The organism is Myxococcus guangdongensis, assembly GCF_024198255.1.
Taxonomy (GTDB): Bacteria; Myxococcota; Myxococcia; order Myxococcales; family Myxococcaceae; genus Myxococcus; species Myxococcus guangdongensis.
The window spans coordinates 116,025-131,179 of sequence record NZ_JAJVKW010000003.1; the positions used below are offsets into that span (position 1 = coordinate 116,025).

13 protein-coding genes are annotated in these 15,155 nt (G+C 70.2%); 5 read left to right on the forward strand and 8 right to left on the reverse strand.

Going from position 1 to position 15,155, the window contains the following annotated elements; genetic code table 11:
- Nucleotides 1–7 precede the first annotated feature (7 nt).
- The gene (locus tag LXT21_RS09855; protein ID WP_254037864.1) at nucleotides 8–1,786 is read right to left on the reverse strand and encodes a CHASE domain-containing protein; all 1,779 of its coding nucleotides are present in this window, start codon (nucleotides 1,784–1,786) and stop codon (nucleotides 8–10) included.
- Between the two features lie 104 nt (nucleotides 1,787–1,890).
- On the opposite strand from LXT21_RS09855, the gene LXT21_RS09860 reads away from it, so the two are divergent.
- Both LXT21_RS09860 and LXT21_RS09865 read left to right on the forward strand, forming a co-directional pair.
- Complete coding sequence (locus tag LXT21_RS09860; RefSeq protein WP_254037865.1) at nucleotides 1,891–3,468, forward strand: phytoene desaturase family protein; 1,578 nt, start codon at nucleotides 1,891–1,893, stop codon at nucleotides 3,466–3,468.
- 252 nt (nucleotides 3,469–3,720) lie between these two features.
- Nucleotides 3,721–4,572 carry a hypothetical protein gene (locus LXT21_RS09865; RefSeq protein WP_254037866.1) on the forward strand — a complete coding sequence of 284 codons (852 nt, stop codon included), beginning with the start codon at nucleotides 3,721–3,723 and terminating at the stop codon, nucleotides 4,570–4,572.
- Here LXT21_RS09865 and LXT21_RS09870 read toward each other — a convergent pair.
- Nucleotides 4,563–6,338, reverse strand: a complete 1,776-nt coding sequence (locus LXT21_RS09870) for a methyl-accepting chemotaxis protein (protein WP_254037867.1) — start codon at nucleotides 6,336–6,338, stop codon at nucleotides 4,563–4,565. The two genes, LXT21_RS09865 and LXT21_RS09870, sit on opposite strands and share 10 nt — an antisense overlap.
- Before the next feature lie 335 nt (nucleotides 6,339–6,673).
- Here LXT21_RS09870 and LXT21_RS09875 point away from each other — a divergent pair, with 335 nt between their 5' ends.
- Nucleotides 6,674–6,865 carry a CsbD family protein gene (locus LXT21_RS09875; RefSeq protein WP_163870931.1) on the forward strand — a complete coding sequence of 64 codons (192 nt, stop codon included), beginning with the start codon at nucleotides 6,674–6,676 and terminating at the stop codon, nucleotides 6,863–6,865.
- 69 nt (nucleotides 6,866–6,934) lie between these two features.
- On the opposite strand, the gene LXT21_RS09880 is transcribed toward LXT21_RS09875, so the two are convergent.
- Nucleotides 6,935–7,093, reverse strand: a complete 159-nt coding sequence (locus tag LXT21_RS09880; RefSeq protein WP_015353070.1) for a hypothetical protein — start codon at nucleotides 7,091–7,093, stop codon at nucleotides 6,935–6,937.
- A gap of 857 nt (nucleotides 7,094–7,950) precedes the next feature.
- Here LXT21_RS09880 and LXT21_RS09885 point away from each other — a divergent pair.
- A complete protein-coding gene (locus LXT21_RS09885) occupies nucleotides 7,951–8,883 on the forward strand; it encodes a universal stress protein (RefSeq protein ID WP_254037868.1) in 933 nt (310 codons plus the stop codon).
- 51 nt (nucleotides 8,884–8,934) lie between these two features.
- Complete coding sequence (locus LXT21_RS09890; protein WP_254037869.1) at nucleotides 8,935–10,797, forward strand: ABC transporter ATP-binding protein; 1,863 nt, start codon at nucleotides 8,935–8,937, stop codon at nucleotides 10,795–10,797.
- 448 nt (nucleotides 10,798–11,245) lie between these two features.
- Here LXT21_RS09890 and LXT21_RS09895 read toward each other — a convergent pair whose 3' ends face one another.
- The 5 genes from LXT21_RS09895 to LXT21_RS09915 form a co-directional block, all read right to left on the reverse strand.
- Nucleotides 11,246–11,485 (reverse strand): hypothetical protein, encoded by a 240-nt coding sequence (locus tag LXT21_RS09895; RefSeq protein ID WP_254037870.1) that lies wholly within the window; start codon nucleotides 11,483–11,485, stop codon nucleotides 11,246–11,248.
- Nucleotides 11,486–11,497: 12 nt separating this feature from the next.
- Nucleotides 11,498–12,076: a type 1 glutamine amidotransferase family protein gene (locus tag LXT21_RS09900; RefSeq protein WP_254037871.1), complete on the reverse strand. Its 579-nt coding sequence runs from the start codon at nucleotides 12,074–12,076 to the stop codon at nucleotides 11,498–11,500.
- 230 nt (nucleotides 12,077–12,306) lie between these two features.
- Entirely contained in the window at nucleotides 12,307–13,842 is a 1,536-nt protein-coding gene (locus LXT21_RS09905) for a right-handed parallel beta-helix repeat-containing protein (RefSeq protein ID WP_254037872.1), read from the reverse strand.
- Nucleotides 13,843–14,086: 244 nt separating this feature from the next.
- Nucleotides 14,087–14,719, reverse strand: a complete 633-nt coding sequence (locus LXT21_RS09910; protein ID WP_254037873.1) for a HEAT repeat domain-containing protein — start codon at nucleotides 14,717–14,719, stop codon at nucleotides 14,087–14,089.
- Nucleotides 14,720–14,771: 52 nt separating this feature from the next.
- Entirely contained in the window at nucleotides 14,772–15,116 is a 345-nt protein-coding gene (locus LXT21_RS09915; protein WP_254037874.1) for a thioredoxin family protein, read from the reverse strand.
- Nucleotides 15,117–15,155 lie beyond the last annotated feature (39 nt).

The following is a 15,155-nucleotide window of genomic DNA, read 5'->3' on the forward strand; positions in this document are numbered from 1 at the left end:
GCGGACGTCAGGGGTTGTCCCTGAGGGGCGGCCCGGCGCGAGGCAGGTGGACGATGAAGGTGGTGCCCTCGCCCGGGTGGCTCTCCAGGAAGATGCGCCCCCCGTGGGCCTCCACGAGCTGGCGGGTGATGAACAACCCCAATCCCAGCCCGCCATAGTGACGGCTGGACACCGCGCGCTCGAAGCGGTCGAAGACGCGCGCGGCGTCCTCGGGGGCGATGCCGATGCCCCTGTCCCGCACCTCCACGCGCGCCAGCTCCACGTCGCCCAGCACGCGCACGTCCACCGGCGCGCCGTGCCCGTACTTGAGCGCGTTGGACATCAGGTTGGTGAGGACCTGCTCCAACCGCAGCCGGTCCCACCGGCCCGTCATCGGCTCGGGCGCGTCCACCTCCAGCCGCACGCCCGCGGACTGGGCCTCCATCTCGAAGCGGCGCGCGAGCTCCCGCACCAGCTCCCCCAGCTCCACGTCTTCCAGTTGCAGCTCCATCCGCCCGCTCGACAGGCGCGCCACGTCCAGCAGGCTGTCCACCAGCTTGGTGAGCCGGGTGGTCTGCCGCTCGCACGTCTCCACCCCGCGCTCCAGCCGCTCCGTGTCCAGCGGCCCCGGCTGCCTCAGCTGACGGAAGAGCAGCTGCAGCTGGAGCTTGAGCGAGGTGATGGGCGTGCGCAGCTCATGCGCGGCCACGCTGAGGAACTCGTCGCGCACGCGCACCGCGGCCTGGGCTTCATCGGCCAGACGGCGGTGCTCGGCGCTGGCCTGCTCCGCGTGCGCCCGCGCGTTCACCTGTGAGCGGGTGACGAGAAAGAGCAGCAGCGACATCAGCAGGCCGCCGCCCGCCACGGTGGTGGGGTGGCTGGAGCGCGTGCCCGTCATGAAGGCCTCGCGGGTGTTGAACACCAGCGTCCACGGCACCCCGGCCACCTGCACGGTGAGCCGCTGTTGCAGTCCGCCCGCGTCGGGCGCGCCGGGCAGCGAGCTGTAGAGCCTGGCCGGCTCGCTCACGGTGGCGCCGTCGTAGAGGGTCAGGTCGATGGTGGACTGGAAGCCCGGGAAGCGCAGGCCCTCCACGAAGTCCTTCATGCGGAAGGCGCCGAAGACGAAGCCCTCGAGCCGCTCGCCGCGGGCCTGGGGCGTGGTGGGCTCCACCATCCCCGCGTAGAGCGGGACGTAGATGACGAAGCCCTCCTGTCCCGCCTGGCCCGCGGGCTCGGAGACCAGCTGCACCTTGCCCGTGGCCGTGGGCAGGCCGCTTCGCATCGCGCGCTCCAGCGCCACCCTGCGCGCGGGCTCGGACAGGACGTCGAACCCGAGCACCCGGATGTTGTTTACGTCGAACGGCTCCACCAGGTCGACGACGGCGTGATGGGCGCGGGCTTGCTCGGGCCACACCCGGTACGCGGAGAAGCCCTCCGCGCGCATCCGGGCCTCATGCCGTGGCAGCTCGTCCTGGCGCAGCCACCGCGCCAGGCCGATGGCCTGGATGCCGGGGTAGCGCTGGCGCACCTCCAGGCTCTCCGTGTACGCGCGGAACTCGCGCCGCTCCACCGCCTCGCTGCCGGTGAAGACGCCGCGCGTGCCCAGGAGCATGGCCTGGTAGACATCCAGACGCTGCTGGAGGGCCACGGAGCCATCCTGGGTGGCGTCCTCGAAGAGCTGCTCCCGGCGCAGGTCCACCCCTCGCTGGATGTACGTCGTCGCCCCCGCCGTGATGAGCAGGCCCATCAGCAGGGCGAGGAGGGCGGCCGCGTTGCGGCGCACGTGGGAGGCGAGGGAGGTCGACACGAGTGTCCTCCAGGAGAAACGCCCGGGCCCGAAACACAATCCCCGTCCAGCCGTCCGCGTGAGCGACACTGCAACGGCTGCTCGCTCGGGGCATTCTAGGAGCCATGGTGCGTCACGTCATCGTCGTGGGAGCAGGACCGGGCGGGCTGTCCGCCGCCATCAACCTGGCCGGGCAGGGCTTTCGCGTCACCGTGGTGGAGAAGGACCCGGTGCCCGGAGGCCGGATGAAGGGGCTCACGCTTGGAGACCAAGGTGAGTACACGGTCGACACGGGACCCTCCATCCTCCAGCTCCCTGGGGTGCTGGAGCGAATCTTCGAGCGCTCCGGACGTCGGCTGTCGGACTACGTGAAGCTCATCCCGCTGGACGTCAACACGCGGCTGCACTTCTGGGATGGCTCCCAGCTGGACACCTGCCGGGACGCCGCTCGGATGGAGGCGGAGGTGGCGCGCTTCGGTCCCCAGACGGTGGAGGGCCTGAGGCGCTGGCTCGCCGAGGGGAAGGAGAAGTACGCCATCGCGTACGAGAAGTTCATCTGCACGCACGCGGGCAGCCTCGCGTACTACGCGCCCTGGCGGCTGGCCTCCACGCTGCGCTTCAAGCCCTGGCAGACGCTCTACAAGCACCTGGACTCGTTCTTCCACGACGACCGGCTGACGTACGCGCTGGCGTACCCGTCGAAGTACCTGGGCCTGCACCCGACGACGTGCTCGTCGGTGTTCAGCGTGATTCCCTTCATCGAGCTGGCGTTCGGCGTGTGGCACGTGGACGGGGGCTTCCGGGAGCTGGCGCGCGGGATGATGCGGTGCGCGCAGGACCTGGGGGCCACGTTCCGGATGGGCGCGCCCGTCAAGCGCGTGCGCGTGGAGGCGGGGCGCGTGGCGGGCGTGGAGCTGGAGGGCGGCGAGGTGCTGGAGGCGGACGCGGTGGTGCTGAACGCGGATTTGCCCTACGCGGCGACGAAGCTGTTGTCGGCCGAGGCGCGCGAGGGCTCGCGGCTGACGGACGCGGCGCTGGAGAAGGCGAAGTATTCGTGCAGCACGTTCATGGCGTACTACGGCTTGGACAAGCGCTACGACGCGCTGCCGCACCACCTCATCTATCTCTCGGAGTCGGCGCGGCGCACGGACCGCGACGCGCTGGAGGACCGGGAGCTGGACGTGGATGACCCGCCCTTCTACGTGTGCAACGCGTCGGTGACGGACCCGAAGGGCGCGCCGGAGGGGCACTCGACGCTCTATGTGTTGGTGCCCACGCCGAACACGGCGCGGCCGGTGGATTGGGCGAAGACGGAGGCGACGCTGCGCGAGCGAATCCCCGCGATGCTGGAGAAGGTGGGGCTGAAGGGCGTGCGTGAGCACATCCGCGCGGAGCGCTACTTCACGGCGGAGACGTGGCGGGACGAGTTCAACGTGTTCCGGGGCGCGGTCTTCAATCTCTCGCACACGTGGATGCAGTTGGGGCCGCTGCGGCCGAGGGTGAAGAGCCCGGACGTGGAGGGGCTGTACTGGGTGGGCGGAGGCACGCACCCGGGCAGCGGACTGCTCACCATCATGGAGAGCGCGAACATCGCGGCGGACTACCTGACGCGCGAGGCGGGCAAGGGGCCGCTGCCGGGCTGGCCGTACGTGCCCCCGCTGGAGGATGAGGCCCAGGCCGTGCCCCAGGCGCGCGCGGGCTGACGCGGTGGGGTTGGGGCCGGAGGCTGCGCACACGCGAGGCGGGCCTCGGTGTCGCCGATGTCGCGTGGATGCGCGCGTCGCGCTCGAAGCACCGAGGCCCACCTGTCGAACACGAGGCACGGCCGTAGGCCCGTTGCCGATGGGCACTGCGATGCGTCACTCCGATGCCGCGCGGGTTGTGCCTCCTCCCCAGCCATGCAGGCCGAGCGGCCCCGCTCGCAACGAAGCCTCACGGATGCGAAGCTGTCACCCATGCCGTTCTTCATCCCATTCGCGGTGGGAGGCCTGGTGCTGACGGCGCTGGGGCTCGGTGCGAAGAAGATCTGGGACCAGGGCCGCCTCGTCGAGTCCCCCGCGCTCGCCCAGGCCCGTGAGCGACACGCCGCCGCGCTCGGCGCGCTCAAGTCCGCCCGGCTGCGCGTGCGCGCGGGCCTCACCGCCTACGGCGAGCGTCAGGCCCGGGCCCGCGCGGAGGTCGTCGAGCCCCTGCGCGGGCTGCTCGCGCGGCTGGAGCGCTGGGAGCACGCGAAGCGGGAGGACGTGCTCCCGCCCGAGGCCATCGCGGCCCTCGCGGCGCTGCCCTCCGAGCCCGTCTCCCGCGCCGCGCGCCGCGCGTGGCCCCTGTTGGGCGCGGGTGCACCCATGGCACCCGGTTGGGAGCCCGTGCTCTCGTGGATGGAGCGAGGCTGGCTGCAGGAGGACGCGGCCCCGGTGGTGCTCGATGGTGTCTGCCTGTTCGAGGCCGCGGCGCCGTGGGCCACGAGCACCCCCGAGGACACCGACGAGGCCCGCGTGCGCCAGCTGGACACCTGCGCCGCGACGCTCCGCCAGGCCACGGACTTCCTCGACGCCCTGCTCGCGCGGCTCACCACCCTGGAGGCCCGCGTGGGCGCGCTCCAGTCGAGGGCCGAGGTCCAGCTGGCGTACCTGGACGCGGCGAGCTTCGAGCAGGACGGCCCCGAGCCCCGTGAGCGGCTGGGCCGCCTGGGCCTGCTCGTGGGTCGGCTGGTGGTGCTGCTGCGCGCCCCGGTGCTGGGACCCGACGGGCGACTCGAACCCGAGCCGCCCGTGTCTCCCGAGGAAGCCGCGCTCGCTCAGACGTAGCGCTGCGCCAGCTGTGACACCTGTCCCGTGGCGTGGGTGACGGCGACGGCCGCCTGCTGCGTGGTGTCCAGGTGGCGCAGCGTGTCCGTGGTCAGCTCATCCAGCTCGCGCACGGCGGCGAACAGCTGGTCCACACCCTGGTGCTGCTGGGCCACGGCCTCGGCGATCTGCCGCACCGCGGACGCGGACTCGCGCGACAGCGTGGCCAGCTCGCGCAGCCGCTCGCCGCTGGTGCGCAGGGGCGCCAGCGCCGTCTCCACGCCCGCCGCGCTCCGGTCCGTCATCTCCGTGGCCTGGGTGGCCGCCGAGGCCATCGTCTCCAACAGCCCGCGCACCTGGTTCGTCGCCTGGACGGACTGGTCCGCCAGCTCGCGCATCTGCCGCGCCACCACGCCGAAGCCCTTGCCGTGCTCACCCGCGCGCGTGGCCTCGATGGCCGCGTTGATGGCCAGCATGTGCGACTGGTCCGCCAGCGCCTTCACCACCTCCGACACGCGGCCGACCTCCCGCGCGCGCTGCTCCAGGTCCTGCATCTGCCCGTGCAGCCCGTCGGCGATGTCGCGGATGGAGGCGAGGCCCTTCTCGGTGCCCTGCAGCGACTCCTCGCCCAGCCGGCCCACCGCGGCGGCGCGCTCGGCCACCTGGAGGATGCTGGTGGCGCGCGAGGCCGCCACGTGTGACGCCTGCTGAATCTCCTGCGCCGTGGCGCGCGCCTGGTGCAGCGCCGCCGCCTGTCGCGACAGCGTCTGGTTCTGCTGGTTGCTCGCCTCCGACAGCCGCGTGCCCGCCTGCGCCAGGTCCCCCGCCGACGTGCGCAGCGAGCGCGGCAGCTCCTGCAGCCGCTGGTAGAGCTGCCACGTGGTCGCGGCCAGGTCGCCCAGCTCGTCCGTGGACACCCACCGCGGCGGCGCCGCGCGGCCCTCCACCAGCGCCTCCAGCGACGCGCCCACCGCGCGCGAGCCCTTCGCCAGTCGCCGCGCCGCCCACGCCGCGGTGAGGATGGAGCCCAGCGCCGCGTAGCCACCGAACATGATGACCGGCAGCACCAGGTCCCGCTGCAGCGGCGCCACCGTGGCGCGCACCTGCTCCACCGACGCGGCCTGCCCCTTCGACTCGATGCTCTTCGCCAGCGCCCCCAGCTCCCGCTCGATGCGCAGGTTCAGCGTGACGACGCTCGTCAGACACGTCACGAGCAGCGCGGACACGACGGTGGCGGGCAGCAGCCACAATTGCCGGGGCGCGAACCCCTCTCCCGCGGGCCGAGCGCTGGGCGCCTTGCGGTAGGCCTCCAGCACCGTGGGCATCAGCACCTGCTCATAGAGCATGTACAAAAGCGGGCTGCTGAACAGCCCCGCGCTCATCGACACCGCCACGCCCACCGGCACCACCGACATCGGCCGGTCCAACAGGAACGCCACGCCTCCGTTGAACAGCACCCCGCCGATGAACCACGACACCATCGACTCGCCGAACGCCAGCTGCGACGGGATGCGGATCAACCGCTCCACCCGCAGGCGCCCCTCGGTCGCCATGGCCCGCTTCAACAGCCACGGAATCACAACCACCGGCTGCACCACCGCGCACAGCCCCAGCACCAGCGGCGTGATGACTCCCAGGAGGATGCGCGTCGCCTTCGGCCCCTCCAGTGACAGCAATTGCATGTCCACGTACAGGGCCGGGCAGAAGGCCACCGTCGTGATGAGGGACCGCAACAGGTACATCCGCCGGAACAGCGCGCCAGGGGTCGGAAGCGGAGGAGTGGACATCGGGAAGCAGTGACTCCGGGGTGGCAGTGACCTCAGCGTGCGGGGAGGCGCGCCTTGCGTCAATGTCCCGTTTCAGCAGGGGGGAAGGATTCCAACCAGAGAGCGTCTTGGGCTCCCCCATTCCACTGGCCCCAAGGCACCTCCGCAAGTCCGGGAATGCGCTTCCCTCGCCTGAATGTTTGGGTATTTTCCTTGAATTGCGGGGCTGCTTCTGGAAGGGGCCGACCCTCGCCACCCGAGCAGGCGGGCGGCCTGGCCCTCCTGCATGACTCCAGGGCCATGCCCACACTCACTCCACAACGGCTCTCAAGAGCTCACAGCCACAGGAGAGTGACATGGGTGAGTTGATCGACAAGGCCAAGGGCAAGATCAAGGAGACCGTGGGCGCGGCCACCGGCGACCGTTCGCTGGAGGCCGAGGGCAAGGTCGACACGGCCAAGGGCCACGCGAAGGAGAAGCTCGAGGACGCCAAGCGCGCCGTTCGGGACGCGGTGGACGACAACAAGCCGCGCCGCGACGAGCCCTGATTCCCGCGGATACAGGCACCAGCACACGGCCGGGTCGCGGGGCGCACTCCTCGCGGCCCGTCGCCGTGGCTAGCGCTTCACCTCGGGCGGACACGCCACCTCGAGGAACGTCGTGGTCTTCCCGCTGAGCATCACCCACAAGCAGCGCAGCACACAGCCCGCGCCGAACTCTCGGTAGATGAGACCCAGATTGGTGACCACCTCTCTTCCGGTGATGACGCCGCGCATTGGTCCTCCCCCTTCTTCAGCTTCCCGTCCGTCCCGCCACCACCCACCGCGCTGTCGTCGGAGCCCTTCTGCAAAGCGCTGGCCGCTCCCCTCGCGGCCCGCTGGAGACGCTCTGTTGCTCCGCGAACGTGCCAAGCGCGCCAATCTCCGTGCAGGAATGCCCGCGCGAAACTCCCGTGTGGAATACGGACGTGGCGCGTCTGGAGTTTTTTCAGGGGGACACCCCACGGTGTGATGAGGCCGTCCGCCCCCACTCCGCCCGGCCCCGCGGGACAGGAGTCGTGCTCCACCCTCACCCAAGGCCGAGCCGTGTGGCGCTGGCCGTCACGCGCGAAGCCGAGCCGTGTGGCGCTGGCCGTCACGCGCGAAGCCGAGCCGTGTGGCGCTGGCCGTCACGCGCGAGGTCGAGTCGTGGTGATGTCCGTCACGCGCCAGGTCGAGCCCGTGTGGCGCTGGCCCTGACGCGCGAGACCGAGTCGTGGCGCTGTCCGTCACCCGTGAGGCCGAGCCCGTGTGGCGCTGTCCGTCACGCACGAGGCCGAGCCGTGTGGCGCTGTCCGTCACGCGTGGTGCGCCACGGCTCGGGCCGCCGGACGCGGCATTCGTGAGTCAGGGCGCGCGAGGACGGGAGGGCTTCCTCGCACGCTCGTGCACGCGGCGTCCCCGGGGCGAGGGTGGCATCCCGGCGCCGTGGTCTGAATCTTCCAGGTGAGGGCCTCACGGGGCCTGGCCGCGAGGAGCGGCGGACCGGCGGGCAATGGCTCGCACAGGTCCGTGTCGGACGCATGGGATGGCGTGTCACGTCCCCACGGCGTCGGGCGCTGAAGCAGCAAGGCCATTGAAAGGAGGGTCTCGTGATGAGGCAGCATGTGCTGACCCGTTTGGATATTCCGTTGCTGCAGCCGGGGACCTTCCGGGGCCCCAGGGGGCTGACGCGCCTGGTGGTGGCGACGGACTTCTCGCTGCGCTCCGAGCTGGCCCTGGCCCGGGCGCTGCGACTGCCGTTGGGTCAGGGCGCCACCTTCACGCTGCTGCACGCGGGGCCGGTGGTGGAGGGCTCGCCCGGAGGCGCGGTGCTCGGCGGCAGCTGTCTGCGCAAGGCCGTGCACGCGGCGTGTCGCAGGCTGCGCCACCGGCCGGACGTGACGGTGCGCGAGGAGCTGCGCCAGGGCGACACGCTGGACGCGGTGGCGACGGTGGCGCGCGAGCAGGGCGCCCAGCTGGTGGTGCTGGGCGGCGAGCGGGTGTTGACGCCGGGACGGTCGCTGGGGGAGGGCTCGGTGGTGCGGCGCACGCTGCGTCGGCTGGACACGTCGATGCTGGCGGTGCTGCCCCACCCGGCCAGGCCCTACGAAAACCCCCTGGTCGCGGTGGACTTCACGCGTGAGTCCCGGCGGGCGCTGGAGCTGACGATGCGGCTGTGTCCCCTGACGCCGGTGTCGGTGCTGCACGTGGTGGACACGCGCGAGGAGGAGGCGGCGCTGCGGGCCGGGGGCGCGCCGCCGGAGCGCCTGTTGATGCTCCTCCACGAGCGTGAGGTCGCCGCGCGCCTGGAGCTCGCCCGCTTCCTGGCGCCCTATCGGGAGACGGGGTGTGAGCTGGAGGCCCGGCTGCGCTCCGGGGAGCCGGGCGAGGCGCTCCTGGCGCACGCGACCGAGCTGGGCTCGGACCTGCTGGTGGTGGCGGGCACGAAGGTGGGCGAGGGGGAGGTGTCGTTGGCGGAGCGGGTGCTGGCGCAATCCTCGTGCGACGTGCTGGTGTCCCGGCACGAGCAGCCCGTGATGGGGTGAGGCGCGGCTCTTTCGAGCGGATGTCGGGTGAGCACGTTATGAACGGGGGGCGTGTCTGCCCGTCCACTCGAGTCCACCCTCCCCGCGAAGAGCTCCCTCAAGGAGCGGCTGAAGAGCGCCGGAAGCCTGTTCCGTCAGCTCCCCGGGACGTTCCGCATCTTCTGGCAGGCCAGCCCCCAGGGCGCCATCGTGCTCGGGGTGTTGACGCTGGTGGCGGCGGTGTTGCCGGCGGCCATCGCCTGGGTGGGCAAGCTGATTGTGGACGCGGTGGTGGCGGCGGCGCAGGGCTCCGCCGATGAGCACTCGCGCGTCTACGGATTGGTGGGGCTGGAGTTCGCGTTGATGCTGGGCTCCGGGGTGGTGGAGCGCGGGCTGACGCTGACGCGGGAGCTGTTGCGCGCGAACCTGGGCAACCTGCTCAACGAGCGCATCCTCCGGAAGGCGCTGGAGCTGGAGCTGCGGCACTTCGAGGACTCGGAGACATACGACAAGATGCAGAACGCCCGGCGCGAGGCGAGCAGTCGCCCGCTGTCGCTGGTGATGCAGGCGTTCTCCATCGTCCGCAACGCGATAACGCTCTCCACGTTCGCGGCGCTGCTGATTGCGCTGTCGCCGTGGAGCGTGGTGGTGCTGGTGGCGGCGTCGATTCCGGCGTTCATCGCGGAGGCGCGGCTGGCGATGGCGGGCTTCCGGCTGTACTCGTGGCGCGCGCCGGAGGGGCGCAAGCTCAACTACCTGGAGTGGATCCTCACGCGGGACAGCCACGTGAAGGAGGTGAAGCTCTTCGGGTTGGGGGATTTGGTGTTGGGGCGCTACCGGGACCTGTTCCGCAAGTTCTTCGCGGAGGACCGGGCGCTGGCCTTCAGGCGGATGGGGTGGGGGTTGGGGTTGGGGTTGTTGTCGCTGGCGGCGTTCTACGGCTGCTACCTGTTCGTCGCGGGGCGCGCGGCGGACGGGGCCATCAGCGTGGGTGACATGGTGTTGTACCTGGGGGTGTTCCGTCAGGGGCAGGCGGCGTTCCAGGGCATCCTGACGAGCGTGGGCTCCATGTACGAGGACGCGCTCTTCATGAGCAACCTCTTCATGTACCTGGAGATACCGACGGGCAGCGAGGTGGCGCGGGTGTCGCCGCCGGAGTCACCGCCTCGGGGACGCACCAACGACATCGAGCTGCGCGACGTGTCCTTCCGCTATCCGGGGAAGGACGCGTGGGCGTTGAGGCACGTGTCGTTGACGTTGCGGCCGGGGGAGAAGCTGGCGTTGGTGGGGGAGAACGGGGCGGGGAAGAGCACGTTGGTGAAGCTGATGCTCCGGCTGTACGAGCCGACGGAGGGGGCGATTCTGTACGGGGGCGTGGACATCCGGGACATGGACGTGGGGGATTTGCGCTCGCGCTTCGGGGCGGTGTTCCAGGACTTCGTGCGCTACCAGTTCAACGTGGCGGAGAACATCGGGTTGGGGCACGTGCCGGCGCTGGAGGACCGGGGGCGCATCGTGAAGGCGGCGGAACTGGGTGGGGCCAGCGGGGTCATCGAGGCGTTGCCGGGCCAGTACGACACGATGTTGGGTGGGTGGTTCGAGAAGGGGCAGGAGCTGTCGGCGGGGCAGTGGCAGAAGCTGGCGGTGGCGCGGGCGTTCATGCGGGACGACGCGGAGGTGCTGATTCTGGACGAGCCGACGGCGAGCATCGACGCGGAGGCGGAGCACGCGTTGTTCGAGCGGTTCCAGGCGTTGGCGGCGGACCGCATCGCCATCGTGATTTCGCACCGGTTCTCCACGGTGCGGATGGCGGACCAGATTGCGGTGCTGCACAACGGCGGCGTGGACGAGCTGGGCAGCCACGACGAGCTGATGGCGAAGGACGGGCGATACGCGCACCTGTTCCGCCTGCAGGCGCGAGGCTACCAGGACTGAGATACGGGGGCTGCGGCGCGAGGGCTGCTCGCGATTCCCGCGCAACCGCTCCAGCTCCGCGAGCGCCTCGGCGAGCCGTCGCTCGAGGTCCTCGCGACGCTGGGTTTCTTCTGCGAGGAGGCGAGACTCCTCTTCACGAAGCTGTGTTGCCTCTTCGCGCCGAAGCGTTTCCTCGTGCAGGCGCTTTCCCTCGGCAAGTCGCCTGTACTTCAGCTCGAGGAGGGTGGCCTTTGAGGGAAGGCTGTCGACGATTCGCGCCTGCTCCTCGGGCGTCAGTTGGTCCCAGACCTCCTGCGATGGAGCACGTGGGTCATTCGGGTCGACGTGGTAGGGGGGCCATGGCGCTATTCGGAGAGTAGACCAGGGGGCAAGGGCCAAGGGCCGTCGGGGCGCTTCGTCGACTGCGTGGAGGACGGGCTTTACGCACCTTCCCCCACGAACGTGTCGTCTAGCGACCGGGCCTTCCCCGTGAATCGCGGCGCATCATCAACTGGCCCAGTGCGTAGAGCACCACGCACGAGACGAAGGGCAGGGCGACCGCTCCGCCCACGAAGCCGCTGAGTCCCCGCATGACGCCGCCGAGGACTCCGTCGACGCCCCACCAGGGTTCGGCGCGGACGCCCAGGATGGCGCCCGTGAGGCCGCCCAGGGCTCCGGTGGCGAGCAGGAAGGGCTCCAGAACCGTCATGGCGGAGGGCCTTCAGGTGGCCTGGTGCTCGCGCGCGAAGAACGCGCGGAGTTCCTGGACGGTCCTGCCGGAATGGGGATGCAGGGCGCCGAGCACCTCGGTGGCGAACGTCGTGGGCGCGGCGCCGGAGGCGGTGATGATGTTCCCGTCCCTCACCGCCTGGGGCACGTCGCGGTAGTGGGCGACGCCCTGGTAGCCCGGGGCATGCTTCTGGAGGAACTCCAGGTCGTTGCTCGTGTGCGCGCGCCCGTCGAGCAGTCCCGCGCGAGCCAGCGCCAGCGTCGCGCCGCAGATGCCCGCGACCACCCGCCCCACCTCCGCCGAGTGTCGCAGCAGGGACGTGAGGTCCGGACTCTCCGGCGTCATCCAGGTGCCCGAGCCAATCAGCACCAGCGCGTCCATCTTGTCCGGGGACAGGTCCTCCACCGCGCCATCCACTTGCACCGTCAGTCCCCCGATGGACGGCACGGGGCGTCCTCCCGGAGACCACCAGGAGACCTCGTCACGGAAGTCCTCGCGCGCGCTCGCGGCCAGCAGCCCCGGCTCCCAGTCCGCGAAAGGGGGAATCACCACGAACGCGATATGTGCCAACAGCGTGCTCCCGGGTTGGAAGGAGCACGCGAGATTAGGCAAAGCGGACGCGAAGCTGAAGCCTCCCGCCACGGAAAGCCCGTGGCGGGACACGGTGCTGGTCTTGATAGACGATGACGGAAGCCAGCGGATGCGCTTGGGGCCTCTGGATGCGGCACAGGTGTGACAGGCCAACGGCGTGCAATCAGCCCGTCCCGAGAGGCCTCGTCCGTCAGCGCGGCCTGGCCTGACTACTCACCCGAGGTCGACGTGGCGTCCTCGTCGTCCGTCAGCCCCTTGGAGCGGGAGCTGGGGATGATGCGCTCGGAATACTGGTCCAGATAGAGGGGCGCGAGCACCGCGCGCCAGCGGGCGTGGTTCCCCTCCCAGAGCTCGTCGGTGATGGTGAAGACCCCCGTGGCGCCTTCGTAACGATTGAGGTCCATCCCCATGCCGGGCCGGTACGCCTTGGCGCCCAATCGCACGAACACCCGCATGTTCCGCAGGGTGTTCTTGTAGACGAGCAGCCCCGGCACGGCGTTGGGCGGGTCCGCCGCCAGGCGCAGTCCGGCGTCATACGTGCGCTCGACGATGTTCCCCATCACCGTCACGCCCTTCGCCTTGACGATGCGGATGCCCTGGCCGTTGTTGCGGTTCGCATAGTCATAGATGTCGTGGACCTGGTTGCCTTCGATTTGAACGTTCACAGGCATGTCGACGACGTTGTTGCCGCCGATGGAGATGCCTCGGCCCGCGTTCCAGATTTCGTTGTAGAGGATTTGCACGTTCGTCGCGTCCTCGTGCACCAGCACGCCCTCCGCGGCCGAGGTGTTCGCCTGCCAGGGGTACTTCGCGACGTTGGGGAAGTTGTAGATCTTGTTCTCGTGCAGCAGCAGGTCGTCGCACGCCTTGACGTCGACCCCGTTCTCCCCCGTGTCGTGCAAGCGGTTGCGCTCGACGAGGATGATGGCCGGGCGGCCGCCATTGGGCTGACACTGCACCGCGTCCCCGGAGACGTCGTGGATGTCGTTCTCCACGATGAACACGTTCCGCGTCACGCCGCGAATCGCCACGCCGTGTGAGTCCGTGCCCTGCTTGGAGAAGTCGTAGATTTCATTGTTGTCGATGAGGACGAAGTCCGCGTAGCTGGTGACGACGCCGCCACCCGCGCGGCCGCCGTGCAGCTTGGAGTCGAGGACCTGGGAGCACTTGGTGGTGGTCTCGAAGAGCACGGCGAACGAGGGACGCTCGCGCACGTCCACCTCGAAGAACTGGACGACCCAGTAGGGCTGACTCACCTGGACCAGGCTGCCCACGTTGGTGGCGGTGGGGAGGATGCGCGGGCGGCCTGTCTGCTCACCGCGAAGGACGATGGGCGCGGTGGCGGTGCCGGCACGCGCTCCCTTCGGCGCGGTGATGGCGACCTGCTCGTCGTAGTCGCCCTGGCGCACCAGGATGATGTTGCCCGGGCGGGCCGCCTTCACCGCGGCCATGATGGTGCTGTAGGGATTCAAGTCCGAGCCGAGCGGCTTGGACGGGTCCCTCGGGCCACTCTTCGACACGTAGAGCGTGGGGCCCTGCGCGGCCGACGCGGCCGGACAGTTGTCGTAGAAGAGGTCCTCCGTGAAGGCCGGAGACTGGCTCGCGGTCCGGGTCTCCAATTCGTCCACCGGCGCGGCTGCTTCCGGCGCCTCCATGTGTCCCTCTCCGCAGGCCATGGCTCCCGCCCACAGCGACAGCAGACAAGCGATATGCGTGAGCCTTTGCCCCAGTCGATGCTTCGTCATTTCGGACTGCCCCCTCTGATTGGACCGCCAACCGCAAGGCTCCATGTTTGTAACGGGCCCGCGTCGCATCAACCACGCTGCCCCGGAGGGTGGGAACCTCACGCGCTCCACCTTCGCTGGCACGGGCCCACGTCGTGGATGACGTGGACCCGAGTCCGGGTGAAGCACGGCGAGACGTCAGGCCGTCCCGTTGTCGGTGGAGGCGTTCGGGAGGTGGCGGCGCCTCGTACGGCGAGACGGTGCGTCAGGTCGAGACGCGGCCACGTTGGAGCACGGGGATACGGTCTGGGTACTCCCGTGACTCGATCTGGGCAATCGCGTCGAGCGCCTCTTCGCTGACGTACCACCAGCCGGGATTCACCCGCTCATCCTCCTGGGCCACCTTGCGCAGCGCGGGGAGGGCGGGGCGGTAGCGGAAGGCGCCGAGCGCGAAGCAGGCCCAGAAGCGCAGCTCCGCGGCGGGATGTTCCAGGAGGCCGACGAGGATGCCCAGCACGCGCTCACGCAGCGCCGGCACCATCTCGCGCTGGGAGCCCAGGGCCTCGATGGCCTGGCCTCGCACGTCCATGCTCTCGGAGGTGTCCTCGACGGACTGGAGCAGCGCGTCGATGATGGAGGGCTTGCCATCGCCGAGGCTGCACAACAGCCACGCGGAGACCTCGCGCGCCCGGACGTCGGCGGCGGTGCGCAGCAGTCGGGCCACGTGTTCGGCCGCGGCGGCGTCGCCGACCTTCATCAACGTCATGGAGGCCTCCCAGCGTGCATCGGCGTCCCCTGTCTCGAGTCGTCCGAGCAGCTCCGCCAGCTCCGCGGAGGGAGGCGGGAGCGGGTGGGCCTGGGGCGCGTGACGAGGCTTCTTGGGCGTCTTCTTCTTCATGGCGCCACCCTATGCGATTCCCCTGGGGGGCACCGCGAAAGGGTGGGACGCGTCACGCGGTGGGCAGGTGCTCGCGGATGACGCCCAGCCAGTAGGCCTTCCCGTAGTACTGGCTCATCTTCCCGATGAGCTTCCCGTCGCGGAACAGGAGGAACGTGGGGATGCCGTAGAGCCCGAAGCGGTGGGCCAGGGACTCGTGCTGATAGGCGTTCACCTTCACCACGCGCATCCGCGCGCCGTCCAGCTCCGAGAGGAGCTCGGGCTCGGCGGCCGCGTAGATTTCACAGTTCGGGCAGCCGTCGCCCCAGAAGTCCACGACGACGAGCTCGCCCTGGGGGTGCATGACGAGCTGGTCGAAGTTCTCCGCCGTTCCCTCATAGCTGACCGGATGTGCCATGCCCCATGGGTAACGGTCCGCCCGTCGGCCTTCAAGCCG